This is a genomic window from uncultured Solobacterium sp., from assembly GCF_963550625.1.
Taxonomy (GTDB): Bacteria; Bacillota_I; Bacilli_A; order Erysipelotrichales; family Erysipelotrichaceae; genus Bulleidia.
Window position 1 is genome coordinate 131942 of the sequence record NZ_CAUVCV010000001.1, and the last position, 19387, is coordinate 151328.

Here is a 19387-nt window from a genome sequence, read left to right on the forward strand (position 1 = left end):
ATTTTAGAATAACTTTTCTGCAAATAATGAAAAAAGGTGTTGCGATGATTATATAGAAATGGTAATATAGTCACGTGCCTTAATAGCTCAGTCGGCAGAGCGAGCGGCTGTTAACCGCTAGGTCACAGGTTCGAGCCCTGTTTAAGGCGCCATATATAGAAGAGGTATTTACATATTGTAGATACCTCTTTTTATGTTTTATAGATAAAGTTCGAAATCGAAAGAAGAAATGAATGGTAGCAGACAAAACGAGTGAGGATATACGAAAGCGTTTCGTACGGAATATAAAAATGTCGAAAAAGTAATATTTCGACATAAATGAATTAGAAGTTCAATATATTTATTGTAACTCTTTTTTTGTACCAATAATAGACTTGTATTCTACGATGAAGTTTATATGATGAAACTATAAAAGGAATGCGGTAGATCGCATTGTATGAAAAAGTATAATATTTATCATCTATGTGCAAGAAAGTATACAACTTGTATTTAAGGACTTTATTTTCTAGCATCATCTATAATTTTAAAATTGAAAGGATATAAAGGAGGAAGAAATGAAAAAAATATTGATGACTGTTTTGGCTCTTTTCTGTACATTAACAACTGGTTGCAAAACAGCCTCCACAGATAATACAAGCATTGATAATGTTAAATATTATACAGAATCAGTTACTAATGTGAATGGCAGAAGTATTGTGCTTGTATTTTACGAAAAAGATGATGTTTTGTATTACAAAGCACTTGTCTCCCCAGAGGAAGAGCAGTTTGATTATGTAGATCATTATCCAACGAAGTGGACAAAAATTTCTATCAAGTGAACCTAAATAACATAGGTATAACATGGTTTAGAACTTATTTTATAGAAAAAGCCAATATGAGAATAAAGAGGGTGATGAGGTTATGGGACATAGGAAATATATCAAACAATTTATTGTGGCTGGAACATGGATATTGAATAAATTAATTATTATAATGTTATGTTTTTTTCTATCTGCTTGTAATAGTGCAACTGAATCTAGAACTTCAGTAAAGCATGTAGGCAGAATAGAGTATTCTTTATTAAATGAGGTTGATACATATACTTTTAAATATTCTAGTGAAGCAAATTTAAAGAGCATAGAGATATTATATGCAGAATGCGAAAATGGGGTGCTTATCGAAAAAGAAAGTTATGTTTTTGAGATTGACGATAACGATATATTGAACCTGTCGATTTCAGAAAGGGATATTGATATTTATTATAATGCAGGTAACGAGCATGAGAAGCACATCCAGTTTTTGTTATCATTAGATAGTGTGGATGATCGAAAAATTTCATATAAACTAATACAAGACAAAGATTTAGTTTCTGGAGATATCTTACTATATTTAGATGCAAAAGATATGACGTCTGTACAATCAGAAGTGGATGAAGATTGGACAAAATTTGAGGGTACTAAAGCAAGAGCAGTGGTTCTTAGATTTGCTAAGTAAAGGTATCTGCATTCATAGTGGATACCTTTTTTCGTCTCTAAAAGTAATTCGTGATGGATAGGTTTTAAAGTAAAAAATATAAGGATAATATGCTTGTAAAGTACATAATATTAATTACAATAATCAATTATTAAGAATTGATTAAGAAATACTTAAGATGCAAATATGTTAGTTGAGTAAATATGTAAAATCCGATACCTTATGGACAGGATGCCAAAGTATCGGACTTTTTATTGTGGTTAACCGAATTTGTGCAAACTGGGAGGAAGCGAATGAAAATTATCAAAAGATTTTTTGCATTACTAGTAGCTCTAACATTCATGTTAGGGTTATTCTCAACAAATTATAATGTTCATGCTGACACACAAAAGGACGGCTATAACATTACAATCTCAAATGTAGCAGTTTCACCTAATCCGGTGAATGTTGGTGCACTTGCATCTCTAAAGTTTGACTTTAGTGTCTATACTTTGGCACAGAATGCAATGAAGGTGGGAGATACAGTAACACTGTCTACAAACATTGGCTCAATGTTTGGTAATCTTCCAATTACAGATTTACCATTGCTTTCGCCAAATGGAGAGCAGATTGCGACAGCAACAATCACTGAAACAGAAATTAAATTAACTGTTATTTCAGAATTCCCAACAGATAAAAACTTCTTCTCAGGAAGTGTATATACTGGTGGTCGTTTAAAGGCTTTACAGAATGGAGCAGCAGTAGGTGCTCCAGTAACAAAGCAATTAACAATTGAAGATAGCAACACAAACGTAACATTTAATGTTCCAAATCCAGCACCAAGTACAGGTACTGGCGGAGGTACTCCAGATCCAAGTGCTAGAACTATTAACAATCGTATGCTTGAAAAGCAGGGTTGGACTTCTGGCTATGATACAGCCTATATTAAGTTAATTTCAAACCAAATTAGCTCATTACGCTTATTCAACACTTATAACACGATTGATAGTTCATTTGGTACATATACAGAACAAACAAACTTAATGGTTGTGGATAAGATTCCTCATGATGGTGTTATTGATGAAAGTACAGTAAAATTCACTGCAGTGCGTTATAACTGGATGGAAGTTCCTACTGCTGGAAATGCGCACTATGCTCAAGCAACTCCAGGTACAGTAATGCCAATTGAATCTGGAAGTAACTGGATTCCTGTAAAACAGTATTTTACACAGATTTATCAGTCTGGTTCAGATACATATGATTCTTTCTATGCAAAAGTTAAGGCACAGAAGTTAAGCTACGGTATCTTCAGAGATCCAGCAACTGGTGGCGATACATTCATCGCAAATATGTCTAACGATTCATTGAAGTATACAGATTTAGAACCAAACTTAGCAGGTATCGCTAAGATTAAAGATATCTATGGTGTAAATGGTCCATCAAACGGTAATGTTGTTACATTCTTTGCTGAGTTTGATACACATTATCCAAGTATCACAGGTCTAGAGAATGTTACAAATACAGGTGAAGTGAAGTCTGATCAAGGATCAGATACAGCTTCTGTATCTTATACAATTGATAAGGCAAATGGTACAGCATCTGTAGCAGCTGGTACAGTTATTGTGAAGCTTGTTGATGGAAATGATAACACAACATTGATTCCGAATGCTGAATTCAAGATTCAAAGAAAGATTAACAATACATGGGTTGATTACTTCATTAGAGGACGTAAGGCTAGCGCTACAACAAATGCAAGTGGTATCGCTACATTCTCTGGTTTATCAATTGGAGATTATCGTTTAGTACAAGTAAGCAGCCAAGGTGATTACACATTTAACAACAAAGAATTTAAGCCTAATACTGCTTACGGTACTGCAGGTACATTAGGAGCTACAACAGGTGAGTTTAGCATTACAAGTGCAACACAACCTGGTTTTGCAACTATTGTTCCTAACTATCTATCTGTATCTAAGAAGATTACAGGTTCTAAGGAATATGTAGATCAAGATGAAAATGAAATTTCAATTCCTGAAAATACATTTAAGACAGTTCTAGCACAGTTACCTGGTGAAAACTATGATGGTGTAACAATGCCAACTTCATTAACAACTGATATTCAGGTTTCTCCAAGTGGAAAAGGATTCTTCGAATTTGAAGAAATTAAGTTCACAAAACCTGGAACATTCAAGTTCAGCGTGAAGGAAGATGTAACAAATCCACTTGAAGGTGTAACTTACGATACTTCTGAAAAGACAGTAACAATTACAGTTACAAAGGCAAATGGCGAATTAAAGGCTGAAGTTGATAGTGAACCAAGCTTTAAGAATGTATTTAACTATACATATGCAAACTTCAAAGTGAAGAAGACTCTCACAGGTGATACACCAACAAATGCTGGTGAATTCAAGTTTGAATTAACAGCAGTAAGTACAACAGCAAATGTAGCTGAAGTGCCAATGCCTGCTGGGTCTAATGCAGATAAGAAGGAAGTGTCTGTAAATGGAGCTGGTGAAGTTGAATTTGGCAAGATTAAGTATGAAGCTGTAGGTAAGTATGTTTATAAGGTTGTAGAAGTAAATACAAATTTGGCAAACTATACATACGATCAAACAGAATATACAGTTACTGTTGATGTAACAACAGATGCAGATAATAAATTGGTTTCTACTTATGAAATCAAGAAGGGTACAGAAGTAGTTACTGATCTTGAATTTACAAACAAGTATGAAACTCCTGTAGTACCAGTTGCTCCAGTAACACCTGCAAGTCCTAAGACAGGTGATAGCACAACAAATATGATGCTCATGTTTGGCATGCTAGCAGTTTCTGTGGCATTAATGTTAGTGGCTGCAGGTTACAAGAAACAATTACGTTAATAAAATTTATATTCATACATGCATGTTATATGCATGTATGAACTAAATTGGTAACAAGAAAAGGATGTACTTCAAGTACATCCTTTATTTATGACTAATCCATTTTAATTCGTATTCACCAGTACACTCTAGTACTCCACCATCGCTGAGGTCAATTACTTCTTCGTTTTCGTAGTAGTCTTTCACTCTACCTAGTGAATCTTTCATGTGAAGACCTGCATTGCGAATCGCAGTAACAACATATTTGCCAGGACGCAAGCTCTTTGGGATATCGTATACACCAGGTGTAATACGAATTAGATTATCATCTGACATATAGATTAAGTGAGTATCCTTATTGTTTCTAGCTGCGTTTAATTTCTGGTAAAAACGTTCACGCATGAAAATTAAATCGGAATTTTCTAGCATATATGTATAGCGTGCAGTTGGGGTAACAATATTAATACGATCTGTATCGCTCCGATTGCGTAATGCATATCCCAAACGATGACAGTTAACATAGTTTGGAGATAAGAAGTAGAACGCTACATCCGTCTCGTAAAGAATGCCTTCGACTTTATGAGAGTTGGAGCGTGTTGTAGAGTCGATGATATTGTGAATGGAAGGCTTTGAAATCTCTGCAATTTTATCAACAGCACGTGTATAAGGAATAGAATCCTTAGAAACTGTTTGGAATGCCTTAACTTTAGAGATGCAATGTTCTCCAGGGTGTAGTGGCATATCATCAACAGGGAAGAACTTTGCCATCACCTCATTAATATCGTGATTCTTGATGTAAGAATCCATAATCATGTCACGCATATTCTCTTGTGCTGTTACGAGTATCTGGAAGATATCATGTTTGAGAGGGAGATTGTAAGAAGTTAATATGGAACGACAGTCTTTACAGATATAATGACCATCTTCTATTTTCTTAGGTTGGTTAAAAAGACCTTTTCCTTCACTTAGGCAGAAATCACATACTTTGTTAGCCATTGGGACCTCCTTTAATAAAAAGACAATATAAAAAATACTAGTTGGACTTTCTATTACTATAATACATATAGCAATGATATTCCATGCTATAAGAATGAACTTTTTGTGTAGGAATTATACGGAGAGAAAAGCTATGAAAAATAATGCAAAACATCATCTAAAATATATTGACTTTATGGATGTTAAAAGGTATCATTATTACGCTTAGCGAAAAAACTGGCTTTACGAAAGTAAGGCTTATATTTAGACTAAGGTTTGGCACACTTGGAAATGTGTGCATAAAATGAAAGGAGAAACTGAAATGCCTACAATAAACCAGTTGGTACGCAAAGGTCGTACTGATAAAGTTTACAAGTCAAAGTCCCCTGCATTAAACAGAGGCGTAAACTCACTTAAGAAGCGTGTAACAAAACTCAGCAGTCCACAGAAGAGAGGTGTATGTACTCGTGTTGGTACAATGACACCTAAGAAGCCTAACTCAGCTTTACGTAAGTATGCCCGTGTTCGTCTATCCAATGGATTAGAAGTAACAGCATACATTCCAGGAATTGGACATAACCTACAGGAGCATAGCGTTGTTATGATCCGTGGCGGACGTGTTAAGGACTTACCTGGTGTACGTTACCACATCATCCGCGGTACATTAGACTGTGCCGGTGTAGCAAACCGTAATCAAAGCCGTTCATTATACGGTGCAAAGAAGCCAAAGGCTGCTAAATAAGAGAAGGGAGAATAGAACATGCCAAGAAAAGGTTATATAGCAAAGCGTGATGTACTTCCTGATCCAATTTATAATTCAAAGTTAATCACTAAGTTGATCAACAAAATTATGATTGATGGTAAGCGTGGTACAGCTCAAACAATTTTATACGATGCATTCGCTCAGATTGAGAAGAAGACAGGCGAGAACCCAATGGAAGTATTCGAGAAGGCTCTCGGCAATGTAATGCCTCAATTAGAATTGAAGGTTCGTCGTGTAGGTGGTGCAAACTTACAGGTACCAGTAGAAGTATCTGCTGAACGTAAGTTGACATTATCTTTACGTTGGATCGTTAACTACGCAAGACTTCGCCATGAAAACACAATGGAAATGCGTCTTGCCAATGAAATTATGGATGCTGCAAATGGAACAGGTGCATCTGTAAAGAAGAAAGAAGATACACATAAGATGGCAGAAGCGAACAAAGCATTCGCTCACTACCGTTTCTAATCGGGGAAGGAGCAATCAATGGCTAGAGAATTCCCGCTTAATAAGATTCGTAATATCGGTATCATGGCTCACATCGATGCTGGTAAAACTACAACAACTGAACGTATCCTTTTCTACACAGGTAAGATTCATAAGATTGGTGAAACACACGAAGGTGCGTCTCAGATGGACTGGATGGCTCAGGAACAGGAACGTGGTATTACAATCACTTCCGCTGCTACAACTTGCCACTGGCAAGATTGTCAGATCAACATTATCGATACACCAGGTCACGTAGACTTCACAGCTGAAGTTGAACGTTCCTTACGTGTATTGGATGGAGCAGTTACAGTATTAGACTCTAAGGCTGGTGTAGAACCACAGACTGAAACAGTTTGGCGCCAGGCTACAGAATACCGTGTACCACGTATCGTATTCTCAAACAAGATGGATGCGACTGGTGCTGACTTTGATATGAGTGTTGCTTCTATTGGAAATCGTTTAGGTGCTAAGGCAGCTGCTATTCAGATGCCTATCGGTGCTGAATCATCATTCCGTGGAATCATCGACTTAGTAACAATGAAGCAGCACATGTACACTAACGATAACGGTACAGATATTCAAGTTACTGAAATTGATGAACAATTCAAGGCTAAGGCTGAAGAAATGCATTTAACAATGCTAGAAGCAGTTGCAGACTATGACGATGAATTGATGATGAAGGTTCTTGATGGTGAAGAACCATCCGTTGAAGAAGTGAAGGCTGCTATCCGTAAGGGTGTTATGACTTCTGAATTCTTCCCTGTTATGTGTGGTTCCGCATATAAGAACAAGGGCGTTCAGCTATTACTAGATGCAGTTGTAGACTACCTACCTGCACCTACAGATATTGAAGCAATTAAGGGTACATTAGAAGATGGCACACCAAGTGAACGTCATCCTTCTGATGATGAACCATTTAGTGCCTTAGCATTTAAGGTAGCTACAGACCCATTCGTAGGTCGTCTAACATACTTCCGTGTATACTCTGGTATCGCGAAGGCTGGTAGTTATGTATTAAATGCTTCTAAGGAAAAGCGTGAACGTTTCGGACGTTTGGTTCGCATGCATGCAAACCACCGTGCGGATATTGAAGAAGTTTATGCTGGTGACATCGCTGGTGCAGTTGGTCTTAAGAACACAACTACAGGTGATACATTATGTGATGAAGAACATCCAATCATTCTTGAATCCATGGTATTCCCAGAACCAGTTATCCAGATGTCTGTAGAACCTAAGACAAAGGGTGACTCACAGAAGATGGATGAAGCATTAGCTAAGCTTGCTGAAGAAGACCCAACATTCAGAACTTATACAGATGAAGAAACTGGACAAACAATTATCGCCGGTGTAGGTGAATTGCAGTTAGATATCATCATGGACCGTATGAGACGTGAATTTAAGGTTGAAGCTACATCAGGTGCACCACAGGTAGCTTACCGTGAAACAATCCGTAAGGAAGCTGAAGTACAAGGTAAATTCGTACGTCAGTCTGGTGGTCACGGTCAGTATGGTGACGTTTGGATTAGATTTAGTCCTAACCCAGGTAAGGGATTTGAATTCGTTGATGAAACAGTCGGCGGTTCAGTACCTAAGGAATTTATCAAGCCTACACAACAAGGTTTGGAAGAATCCTTAAACAATGGTTTAGTTGCTGGTTATCCAATCGTAGACATCAAGGCTGTCTTATTCGACGGTAGTTACCATGATGTCGACTCATCTGAACAGGCTTATAAGATTGCGGCATCTCTTGCGTTAAGAGAAGCAGCTAAGAAGTGCGATCCTGCAATTCTTGAACCTATCATGGCAGTTGACGTAACAGCACCAGCTGATTACTTAGGCTCTGTAATGGGTGATATCACAAAGCGTCGTGGACAAATTCGTGAACAGGAAGAAACAGGTAATGCAATTAAGGTACGTGCATTCGTACCATTAGCAGAAATGTTTGGATACGTAACAGACTTACGTTCATTTACACAGGGTCGTGGTATCTATTCTATGCAAATGGACCACTACGAAGAAGTACCTAAGAATATTGCTAAGGAAATTATTGAGAAAAACGCAACTAAGTAGTAAAAATGATTGTAAATAAGTACTGTTTCTAATAAAATGGAAACAGCTTATAAAGGTAGAAAAAAACCAGGAGGAAAAAATATTATGGCTAAGGAACATTTCGACCGGTCGCTCGAACACGTTAACATTGGTACTATCGGTCACGTTGACCACGGTAAGACAACATTAACAGCGGCAATCACAAAGTATTTATCAACACACCCAGAAGATGGTAAGGCTAAATTCGAAGCTTACGATCAGATTGACGGAGCTCCAGAAGAGAAGGAGCGTGGTATTACAATCAACACAGCACACGTTGAATACCAAACAAATACACGTCACTACGCTCACGTAGACTGCCCAGGCCACGCTGACTATGTTAAGAACATGATCACTGGTGCTGCTCAGATGGATGGTGCTATCTTAGTAGTAGCTGCTACTGATGGACCAATGCCACAGACACGTGAACACATCTTATTATCTCGTCAGGTAGGCGTACCTAAGATTGTTGTATTCTTAAACAAGTGCGACATGGTTGACGACCCTGAATTAATCGACTTAGTAGAGATGGAAGTTCGTGAACTTCTTACTGAGTATGGATTTGATGGAGACAACGCTCCAGTAATCCGTGGTTCTGCATTAAAGGCTTTGGAAGGCGATCCAAAGTGGGAACCAGCAATCAAGGAACTATTAGATGCTGTAGATGCTTATATCCCAGCTCCAGTTCATGAATTTGACAAGCCATTCTTAATGGCAGTTGAAGACGTATTCACAATCACAGGTCGTGGTACAGTAGCTACTGGACGTGTTGAACGTGGTAAGTTAAACTTAAACGATGAAGTAGAAGTAGTTGGTATCAAGCCTACTCGTAAGACAGTTGTTACAGGAATTGAAATGTTCCGTAAGACTCTTGACTTCGCTCAGGCTGGTGACAACATCGGTGCATTGCTCCGTGGTGTTAACCGTGAAGAAATCGAACGTGGACAGGTATTAGCTAAGCCAGGTTCAGTTACTCCACACACACAGTTCAAGGCTCAGGTTTACGTATTAACTAAGGAAGAAGGCGGACGTCATACACCATTCGTATCTAACTACCGTCCACAGTTCTACTTCCGTACAACAGACGTTACTGGTGTTATCCAGTTACCAGAAGGCACAGAATTATGCATGCCTGGCGATAACGTAGTTATGGATGTAACTCTATTAGCTCCTATCGCTGTAGAACAAGGAACTAAGTTCTCTATCCGTGAAGGTGGACGTACAGTAGGTTCTGGTTCTATCACAGAAATCGTTAAGTAATTTAATTACTTGTAAAAGGTACTCATATGAGTACCTTTTTTCTGTGCTATTCAATACATCAAAATTCATATTTTGCGTTATACTATTTGGTGTAATAAATTACAGGGGAGAATTTAACTCTATGAATAAGAGTCATAACAAAAGAAACATAATCATTATCATTTCTATGTTATTGATGTTTGGTATGCGTTTTGTGCCTGCATTACCTGGTTTATCCGCATCTGGTATGCAGGTATTGGGAATCTTTGCAGGAACTTTATTATTATGGCTAACGATTGCGATAGATTGGCCTTCTATTCTTCTGATTGGTGCACTTGCATTTGTGCCAGAATTAAAGATTGGTACAATCTTAGCTGGTGCTTATGGTGGAACAATCTTTGTATTCTTGATGTTTACCTTCGTGGTAACATACGCACTGTCAAAGACATCCTATATCAAGAGAATTGCATTATTGTTTATTCATTCTAAGCTAGCGATGAAGGGGCCGTGGATGTTTATCACATTGTACTTTGCAAGTATTCTTGTAGTGGGTAGTTTTATTTCACCTACGGTACTATTCTTTGTTTATCTTCCAATTTTAGAAGAGATTTACGTTTTACTAGAACTGAAGAAGGGTGATAAGCTTGCGTCTATCTTAATGATGGGAACTGTGATTATGTGCGGTATCTCATCAGGGATGACACCAATTGCACATGTATTCCCTGTAATTGCGATGAATGCATATACTGAACTGTATGGCAGTGTGATTCATTATGGTAGTTATATGCTAGCAGCAATTCCCGTAGGTATTTTAACTGCACTAGTGACACTACTAGTATTCCGATTTGTGATTAATCCAGATACTTCATCGTTTGCAAATTATGAGAAAAAGAAGATTAACGTAGATCAACAGAAACCAACACGAGCTGAAAATCTTGTGCTTGCGGTATTTATTCTTGTTGTATGTATGTGGGTATTACCAAATCTATGCATGCATATTATTAAGGAAGGTCCTATCTATATTGGTTTAAAGTATTTAGATAAGCTTGGAACAGCATTTCCACCATTAGTTGGCATCGTTCTATTATCTGTTTTGACAGATGAAGGAAAGCCTTTATTAAATATAGGTGAAGCAATGAGCAAGGGTGTATCTTGGCCATCACTTATTATGTGTGCTGGTACAACTGTGCTTGGTGCAGCGATTACCAATAGTGATATTGGTGTAACTGCATGGATATCCGCAGGATTATCTCCGATTACATCTCACTTACCAGTGATGATTATGGTATTCATTTTTATCCTTTGGGCTGCAATTCAAACAAATTTATCTAGCAATATGGTAACTGCTACAGTTGTGTCTGCCGCTGCTTTAGCGGTAACTGCAAATATGACAACAGTGAACGTAGCAGCACTGATTGTAAACATTGGAATGATATCTGCATTTGCTTTTGCGACACCTCCAGCGATGCCTTGTGTAGCGATAGCGGTGTCGAGTGGTTGGACAAATACGAAGCAGATGATGGTATATGGATTCATTATTATGTTTATAGCTGTAGTAATCTCTACGCTGATTGGTTATCCTATTGCGACAGCGTTACTATAAATCGATTAAAACAACTGAATTTACTTGTGATAAACGATGATATTTCACATGCATGCCGGCAGAAGAGTCTACCGGTTTTCTAATGAAATTGGTTAAATAGATAAAGATACTATACAATTTTGTGTTTTTGTGAAAAAATTATCATTTTCGTATTGACTAACTTGATATTGATAGTTATTATCAATAAGCAGACTCAAGTTAGATGGAGGGAAATTTAGAAAAATGAAAAAGATTCTAACAACTTTATGCGCTGTTGCAATGCTGGCAGGTTGCACAGCTGGAGGATCCAAGAAGTCTTCCACAAATACAACTTCTACAAAGGAAGAAACAGCTGCTACTGTAATGGTTGGCACAGGTTCTGTTACTAATGTCGCAAACAAAGTGAAGGAAGGTGCTGATACAACAGCACAGTTTGATACAACATTTGCGTCAGTTGTATTAGAAGGTAATATAATCAAGTATGTATACTATGATGTAGCTCAGGATAAGGTTACTTATGATGCAACTGGTCACGTTACTTCTGATAACACAACTTCTATGTCCAAGAAGGATTTAGGAGATAACTATGGAATGAAGGACAAATCTTCAATCAAGAAGGAGTGGTTCGAACAGGTTGAGGCTTTAGAGAAGTGGGCTGTTGGTAAGACAGTTGAAGAAGTATTAAATATGCCTACAACACAAAAGGATGAAAAGCACACAGTTCCTGCTGATAAGGATCTTATGACAGGATGCACAATCGGTGTTACTGGTTTCCAACAGGCTTTAGATAAGGCTGTTAAGAATGCTGTTGAAGTAAAGGATGTAGCTTCTGTAGGCTCCGCAATCTTGACTGAGGTTTCTGGTAAGGACGCTACTGCTGAAAAGAGTGGTGAAGCTAAGGCTAACTCTACATATGGTGTAGTTGCTTTAGACAAGGATGGTAAGGTTGTATTCACACAGACTGACATAGCACAGAATGCAGTGAAGTTCACAACAGCTGGTGCTTTAGATGGTGAAGCAATGGCTGTACCTACAAAGGGCGAAAAGAAGGATGAATACGGCATGAAGAAGGCTTCTGCGATTGGTAAGGAATGGTTCGAACAGAATCAGGCTTTCGATGAGTGGACAGTTGGTAAGACTAGCAAAGAAATCAGTGGTATGGAAGTTACTACTAACGAAGCTGGTAAGACTGTAACAGCTGATAAGGACCTTATGACAGGATGCACAATGGGTGTTGATTCTCTACAGAAGGTTACTGTAACAGCTATCGCTGCTGCTTCTAAGCTTAACTAATTCAATTATTTTAGAACTATAAGAATATCCTTGGAAGACTGGGGATATTCTTTTTTCTATGTATTGATGAAAAGTGAGGGATAGTGGCGACTATGCTATAATGAGTGGCAGGAGAAAATATGGAAGAACTACGTAAAAGTATTATTTTAAAAGTATTAATTACACTTGTATCTGGTATCGTGATGATGGTAGTAACCTCATTTGTGATGATTCTATGTAACTTTAAAATATTATCTGTCAATGGAATCATAGGTTTAGTTCTGCTAGTGACATTACCACAGCTATGGTCTATTTTAAGAAACTATGAGATTCCAACAACAGTGATATCCTTAGGGATGATTGGAGTTTCATTTGTACTGTCTTTAATCTATGGATGGACAGTCGCAAATAGTGTTGCACAGTATACAGAGCCAATGAAGATGTTCCAAATTATCTTGGTATATATTCTAAAGGTACATGGCTTGGCGGCTGTAATTACAGCGTGTATTGGCTATCGATTAAAGAAACAATAACTAGAAAGGAAGGTTGGCGTGAAAGTAATGAGTCGTTGGGGCAAGAATGTGAACTTAAAGAGCCCTCTACAGGAATATCCTCGTATGCAGTTGCAGCGTGGTAGTTATACGAACTTAAATGGTCGTTGGGAATATCAGATTACAGATACTGATCAAGTTCCGCAAGCAAATCTCTGGAAGCCAATCAATGTTCCTTTTCCTTTGGGCTCACAGCTTTCAGGTAGTGATGAGATTTTATTACCTGGGAAAGTACTGTGGTATAAAAAACAATTCTCTTATAAACCAGGAGAATATCATACACATTTAAACTTTGAAGCAGTTGATCAACAATGTATTGTCTACTTAAATGGTATCGAAGTTGGTAGACACGTAGGTGGATATGAGCCGTTTAGTTTAGATGTATCTAGTTATATCAAATATCAGAATGCATTACTCGTGAAGTGTACGGACCCAAGTGATACAGGTGAGTATGCATATGGAAAGCAGAAAATTCAACATGGTGGTATGTGGTATACACCAATGTCAGGTATCTGGCAGACTGTTTGGCTAGAAGACATTCCTCTACATGGGGTACATGCATTAAAGATTACACCGAACTATGATAGACAAACTGTTTATCTGGAGATGGAAGGTGATTTTAATCATGCAACAATTACCATCAGTGCAGCAGGGAAGATGATTTATCATGAGATGACTGCTGAGATGCGTAATGAAATCTATATTGAAGACATGCATCCATGGACATTGGAAGATCCTTTCTTGTATGACTTATATATAGAAACTGAGGATGACATCGTTAAGAGTTATTTTGGTATGCGCTGTTTCACCTGCGAAAAGGATGAGCAAGGCTATCCTCGTTTCTGTTTAAATCATGAACCAGTATTCTTAAGTGGTGTATTAGATCAAGGCTATACACCAGAGGGAAATTTAACGTATCCTGATGATGAGATGATGATTTATGATATTCAGAAGGTAAAAGAGTTAGGGTTTAATATGATACGCAAGCATGTCAAAGTGGAATCTCGTCGTTGGTATTATCATGCCGATCGTTTAGGGATGCTTGTCATGCAAGATATGCCTAATGGTGGTCAGCCAAGCAAATTAACTACTTTATACTTGCCGCATTTAAATATCACACGTATGAATGACCAGAAACAAAAACACCTTGGTAGAGGTGATGAATGGGGTAAGAAAGCATACTATGATGAATTAAATGCGATGATTCATAACTTGTATAATGTTGTGTCTATCTTTGCATGGGTACCTTTCAATGAAGGCTGGGGACAGTTTGATAGTGCTAAGGTAACCAAGCATATTCAGTTAATGGACTTAACACGTTTTGTGGATAGTGCTAGTGGTTGGCATGATCAAGGTGCTGGAGATTTCTACAGTCGTCATGTGTATTTCCATACCTATACAAATCCACAGAATCATGAAAAGAGAATGTCAATCTTATCTGAGTTTGGTGGTTATTCCTATTTAATTCCAGGACATAGTCTCGCCCAAAAGCTTTATGGTTACAAAAAATTCACAGATAAGTTAAACTTAAACACGGCGATTCGAAAGTTGTATGAAGATAGTATCATTCGTAATATTCCCAAGGGATTAACTGCTTGTGTATTTACGCAGTTAACGGATGTGGAAGATGAGTGTAATGGTATTATGACGGCGGACCGTGAAATCGTGAAGTTAGATGAGAAGAGAATTCGAAATCTTAACCAACGATGCATGAGGAGGTTAAAGAAATGAGAAATCAAATTGTAATCGCAGATGCGTTGGGCGGTAGTGTTAGAATCCACGCAGTAGATACAACAGATATCGTGGAAGAAGCTAGAAAACTACATCATTGTATGGCTACTTCTGCAGCAGCTTTAGGTAGAACATTAACGGTTACAGCCATCATGGGTAGTGATTTAAAGAACTCCTATGAAAAAGTAACGTGTATTTTCAATGGACATGGTCCAGCTGGTACTGTTCTTGCGCAAGCGGATGGTAGTGGAAATGTGAAGGGCTTTATTGGAGATCCTGCAATCTATCTTGTACGTGAGGATGGACATTTGGATGTTGGTAAAGCCATTGGTACAAATGGTACATTAACAGTAACCCGTGATATGGGTCTGAAAGATCCTTTCTCTGGTATGGTAAATATTCAGACGGGTGAAGTTGGTGATGATTTTGCGTATTACTATGCAATCTCTGAACAGACACCTTCTGTTGTAAATGTAGGTGTGTTGGTAAATCCTGATGGTAGTATTTTGGCTGCAGGTGGATTTATTTTACAGTTACTACCAAATGCAACAGAGGAAGTCATCAGTGCATGTGAAGCGGTTGCCGTAAAGATGAGACCTGTATCTACATTAATCAGTGAGGGAGTGTCGATTGAAGACATCATTTATATGTACTTCAAAGATGCGAATATCTTAGAGCATAAGGATGTTCGTTGGTATTGTGGTTGTTCACATGAACACTATAAGGAAGCGCTCGCAACACTTTCTGACCATGACTTACAAGAAATGATTGATGACGGTAAGGGTGCAGATATTCATTGCCAATACTGTAATAAAGAGTATCAATTTACACCAGAAGAATTAAAAGAAGTATTGGAGTTAAAGCAGCGTGGTTAAGATTGGAAATATAGAATTACGGAATCAAATTGTCGCAGCACCTTTAGCTGGAATCTCTAATCCTGTCTATCGTGAAATCATGCATGATTATGGTGCAGGGCTTGTTGTAAGTGAGATGATCAGTGATAAAGCATTGCACTATCAAAATGCAAAGACACAGGATATGTGCCGTATCAGTGAGGGTGAACATCCAGTAGCTTTACAGTTATTTGGAAGTGACCCTGTGACAATGGCTGAGGCTGCAGAATATCTAACTAAGAATACAAATTGCGATATGATTGATATCAATATGGGCTGTCCTGTACAGAAGGTTGTAAAGGCACATTCTGGCAGTTATTTGATGCAGACACCAGAGCTAGCATATGAGGTCATGCGTGCAGTAGTAACACATACAGATCGTCCTGTGACAGTGAAGATGCGTGCAGGCTGGGATAGTGACCATATTAACTGTGTTGAAATCGCAAAGCTTGCAGAGAAGGCTGGTGTTAGTGCTGTAGCAGTACATGGTCGTACACGAGGACAACAGTACACAGGACACTCTAACAATGCATATATCAAAGCAGTAAAGGATGCGGTGAATATCCCTGTCATTGGTAACGGTGATATTCGTACACCGGAAGATGCTAAACGTATGATAGAAGAAACAGGTTGTGATGCAATCATGATTGGTCGAGGACTTTTAGGAAGACCATTCTTCTTGCAGGAAGTAGATGCATATCTAAATGGTGGTACTTATGTAGAACCTGATTATAATGAGAAGTTAGATCTTGCATATCATTATGCTGAGAAGCTTTGCGAATATGAGGGTGAAAGAAATGGTATTAGTATGATGCGTGGTATGGCAGGTTGGTATATTGCTGGATTACCACATGCATCAGAGTATAAGAATCGTTTATCTTCTATCTCTTCACTTCGTGAGATGAAAGAAATCATTGAAGAATATCGTGAATTAATAAAGAACTTTATGGAGAAACAATAACCATAAAGTTTTTTTGTGAATATTATTTTAAACAATATTTTAAATAAAATATGCTAAACTAATCGCATTGAGGTGATGAAGTATGAAAAAAGGACTAGTGCTTGAAGGTGGAGCGATGCGTGGTATTTTCACGACAGGCGTTCTCGATGTCTTGATGGAGAATAATATTACGTTTGATGGTGCAATTGGAGTATCTGCTGGTGCATGCTTTGGTGTAAATATCAAGAGTAAACAAATTGGTCGTGCATTCCGATATAACATGAAATATGCAAAAGATCCAAGATACGCAAGTGTTCAATCCTGGATTAAAACTGGAGACTTTTTTAATGCGGAATTCTGCTATCATATATTGCCTGAAAAGTTAGATCCAATGGATGCTGTAACATACTCTCGAAATCCAATGAAGTTCTACTTGGTCGCAACTGATATTGAAAGTGGGGAGCCTTATTATTACGATGCAAAAGATATTAATGATGAATCATTAGACTTTGTACGTGCATCTGCGTCAATGCCAATATTTGCAAGTCCAGTACATATCAATGGGCATGTTTATCTTGATGGTGGTATTTCTGATTCCATTCCAATTAAGAAGTTTCAAGAGATGGGTTATGAAAAGAATGTTGTGGTGTTAACACAACCAGAAAACTACGTAAAAAAACCGCAGAGTATGATGAAGGCAATTCGTGCGAAGTATCATAAATATCCAAATATGGTTCGTGATTTAGAGTTACGTCATGAAAAATATAATGAAACGATTGCGTATATCAAAGATGAGGTTGCAAAGAATAACGTGTTTGTCATTCAACCAGAAGCTAAGCTAGATATCGGAAGAATCGAACATGACCGTAAGCGTATTCGTGCAGTTTACGAGGAAGGTCGTAAAACAGCAATGAAGAGACTTGAAGAATTAAAGATGTTTTTAAGACAAGGAGAATGACATCATTTGGGATAGTGATTTATGATAAAATAAATACGCTATCGGGGGAATGATGAAAATAACAACAGATATGATACATCGTGATTTACGCAAATATGCAAGCACGGTGTTGAATAACCAAGTGTCACTCAATTCTATTACTGCAATTAGGGAACGTGATAGAACTTTAAAACGTAAGTTTTATGGGAAGTGGTTTGGTAAAAATACCCATATGAAAGAAAAAGAGATCCTAAGAAATGATGGATCTTCTTTGCGTATCTGTATTGTTTATCCAAATCATTTAAGTGGAGAAGAATGCACGGGGCTTTTATGGCTTCATGGTGGTGGATATGGAACAACATTACCGGAAGAGTGTTATCCATATGCGGAGCGTTTCCTAATAAGCGGAAACGTAGTCATGGTGTTACCGGATTATCGCAAGAGTTATGAAGCACCATATCCTGCTGCTTTAGAAGATGCATACTTAACACTTAAGTGGATGAAGAAACATGCATGCAAGTTACATGTTAATCCCCATCAACTATTTGTAGGTGGTGAAAGTGCAGGTGGTGGTCTAGTGGCTGCGTTATCTGCATATGCACGTGATATGAATGAAGTAAAGATTGCATTCCAGATGCCTCTATATCCAATGATTGATGATCGTCCATCCAGTCAAAATAAACAAGAGACATTAGCGTGGACTACTTCACAAAAGTATTTCCACTGGCAGTTATATAAACGTAATCTACAAGATGTACCTGTGTATTGTGCACCAGCACGATTAAAGGATTTTCGAAATCTTCCACCAACATTTACAGTTGTAGGAACACTAGGACCATTCCATGAAGAAACAGTAACCTATATGAAACATCTGTATAAAGCAGGTGTTACAATTATGTTGAAAGAGTATGAAGGCTGTTTCCATATGTTTGATACAAGATGTCCAAATGTACAGGTTTCCAAAGAAGTCATACGTCTTGAGCAGAAAGTATTTCAATATGCGCAACAAAATTTCTTTGCAAGACAAGATGAAATCAGTCAAGACGATGAATCATTTCAGGAAGATGTATTCCGTGATTTTCATGCATACATGGATATAAAAAGTAAATATTGAAAGAAAGCCCGGGATATTTATCCTGGGCTTTTAAAGTTGTTCTGCTTGTACTTGAATCAGATTCTGAAGCTGCATGCGATATAATAGGAGATCATCCACAAGTGGATTGAGTACAGCTGCCGCAACCTTTGTGTTTATATTTAAGAAATCTAATAAATCTTGTTTAGTGACGATGTAGATATGCTCATCTTTCTGTAATGTTGGTTTAAACTCTTGTAGACCTTCTAATGTAGAAAATACAGGGAGATACTTTTCATCATCGGTTGCCTGCATTAAATCAACGCGGTCGATATCAGATGCTTGAATATAATCGTTTGGAATGACGTCTTCCTTTGGATAGAAGGCAATATAGAATCGACGATCACCAGCCATATAAAGTGTTAACTCTTCTAATACCTTTTTCATACCCTCTTCACTAAGAGGTGCTTTACGCTGTAAGAGTAGGTTTTCTAGTTTTGTATCTACAGTTGTATCTGTTACTGAATTAAATTTTTGCATGTAATCCTCACCATTTCTGCATTTATTAT

17 protein-coding genes and 1 tRNA gene are annotated in these 19387 nt (G+C 37.8%); 16 read left to right on the forward strand and 2 right to left on the reverse strand.

Annotated features, from left to right (window positions below; translation table 11 throughout):
* Positions 1–76: 76 nt before the first annotated feature.
* The 4 genes from RYK16_RS00700 to RYK16_RS00715 all read left to right on the forward strand — a co-directional run bounded on the left by RYK16_RS00700 (position 77) and on the right by RYK16_RS00715 (position 4307).
* Positions 77–152 (forward strand) — tRNA-Asn (locus RYK16_RS00700).
* Between the two features lie 402 nt (positions 153–554).
* Entirely contained in the window at positions 555–818 is a 264-nt protein-coding gene (locus RYK16_RS00705) for a hypothetical protein (RefSeq protein ID WP_314850154.1), read from the forward strand.
* 82 nt (positions 819–900) lie between these two features.
* Positions 901–1473 (forward strand): hypothetical protein, encoded by a 573-nt coding sequence (locus RYK16_RS00710; RefSeq protein ID WP_314850155.1) that lies wholly within the window; start codon positions 901–903, stop codon positions 1471–1473.
* A 272-nt stretch (positions 1474–1745) separates the two neighbouring features.
* Positions 1746–4307 (forward strand): Spy0128 family protein, encoded by a 2562-nt coding sequence (locus RYK16_RS00715; RefSeq protein ID WP_314850156.1) that lies wholly within the window; start codon positions 1746–1748, stop codon positions 4305–4307.
* Between the two features lie 84 nt (positions 4308–4391).
* On the opposite strand, the gene RYK16_RS00720 is transcribed toward RYK16_RS00715, so the two are convergent.
* Positions 4392–5282 carry a hypothetical protein gene (locus tag RYK16_RS00720; RefSeq protein WP_314850157.1) on the reverse strand — a complete coding sequence of 297 codons (891 nt, stop codon included), beginning with the start codon at positions 5280–5282 and terminating at the stop codon, positions 4392–4394.
* Positions 5283–5583: 301 nt separating this feature from the next.
* Between RYK16_RS00720 and rpsL the strand changes: the two genes are divergently transcribed.
* From rpsL to RYK16_RS00780, 12 genes are all read left to right on the forward strand, one after another.
* Positions 5584–6003, forward strand: coding sequence for a 30S ribosomal protein S12 (gene rpsL, locus RYK16_RS00725; RefSeq protein WP_028078655.1), 420 nt, complete (start codon positions 5584–5586; stop codon positions 6001–6003).
* 18 nt (positions 6004–6021) lie between these two features.
* Positions 6022–6492 (forward strand): 30S ribosomal protein S7, encoded by a 471-nt coding sequence (rpsG, locus tag RYK16_RS00730; RefSeq protein ID WP_006526017.1) that lies wholly within the window; start codon positions 6022–6024, stop codon positions 6490–6492.
* Positions 6493–6510: 18 nt separating this feature from the next.
* Positions 6511–8583: an elongation factor G gene (gene fusA / locus RYK16_RS00735; RefSeq protein WP_314850158.1), complete on the forward strand. Its 2073-nt coding sequence runs from the start codon at positions 6511–6513 to the stop codon at positions 8581–8583.
* Positions 8584–8667: 84 nt separating this feature from the next.
* Entirely contained in the window at positions 8668–9861 is a 1194-nt protein-coding gene (gene tuf / locus RYK16_RS00740; RefSeq protein ID WP_294020234.1) for an elongation factor Tu, read from the forward strand.
* A gap of 121 nt (positions 9862–9982) precedes the next feature.
* A complete protein-coding gene (locus RYK16_RS00745) occupies positions 9983–11443 on the forward strand; it encodes an SLC13 family permease (RefSeq protein WP_314850159.1) in 1461 nt (486 codons plus the stop codon).
* A 222-nt stretch (positions 11444–11665) separates the two neighbouring features.
* The gene (locus RYK16_RS00750) at positions 11666–12715 is read left to right on the forward strand and encodes a lipoprotein (protein WP_314850160.1); all 1050 of its coding nucleotides are present in this window, start codon (positions 11666–11668) and stop codon (positions 12713–12715) included.
* 119 nt (positions 12716–12834) lie between these two features.
* On the forward strand, positions 12835–13227 hold the full coding sequence (locus RYK16_RS00755) for a hypothetical protein (protein ID WP_294206565.1): 393 nt from the start codon (positions 12835–12837) through the stop codon (positions 13225–13227).
* A gap of 27 nt (positions 13228–13254) precedes the next feature.
* Positions 13255–14976: a sugar-binding domain-containing protein gene (locus RYK16_RS00760; protein ID WP_314850312.1), complete on the forward strand. Its 1722-nt coding sequence runs from the start codon at positions 13255–13257 to the stop codon at positions 14974–14976.
* Entirely contained in the window at positions 14973–15851 is an 879-nt protein-coding gene (gene hslO, locus RYK16_RS00765) for an Hsp33 family molecular chaperone HslO (protein ID WP_314850161.1), read from the forward strand. The genes RYK16_RS00760 and hslO overlap by 4 nt, the downstream gene beginning before the upstream one ends.
* Positions 15844–16830 carry a tRNA dihydrouridine synthase DusB gene (dusB, locus tag RYK16_RS00770; protein ID WP_314850162.1) on the forward strand — a complete coding sequence of 329 codons (987 nt, stop codon included), beginning with the start codon at positions 15844–15846 and terminating at the stop codon, positions 16828–16830. The genes hslO and dusB overlap by 8 nt, the downstream gene beginning before the upstream one ends.
* Before the next feature lie 82 nt (positions 16831–16912).
* The gene (locus RYK16_RS00775) at positions 16913–17767 is read left to right on the forward strand and encodes a patatin family protein (protein WP_314850163.1); all 855 of its coding nucleotides are present in this window, start codon (positions 16913–16915) and stop codon (positions 17765–17767) included.
* A gap of 52 nt (positions 17768–17819) precedes the next feature.
* On the forward strand, positions 17820–18860 hold the full coding sequence (locus tag RYK16_RS00780) for an alpha/beta hydrolase (RefSeq protein ID WP_314850164.1): 1041 nt from the start codon (positions 17820–17822) through the stop codon (positions 18858–18860).
* Between the two features lie 30 nt (positions 18861–18890).
* Here the strand turns inward: RYK16_RS00780 and RYK16_RS00785 are convergent, their stop codons facing one another.
* Complete coding sequence (locus RYK16_RS00785) at positions 18891–19358, reverse strand: SseB family protein (protein WP_314850165.1); 468 nt, start codon at positions 19356–19358, stop codon at positions 18891–18893.
* Positions 19359–19387: the final 29 nt, after the last annotated feature.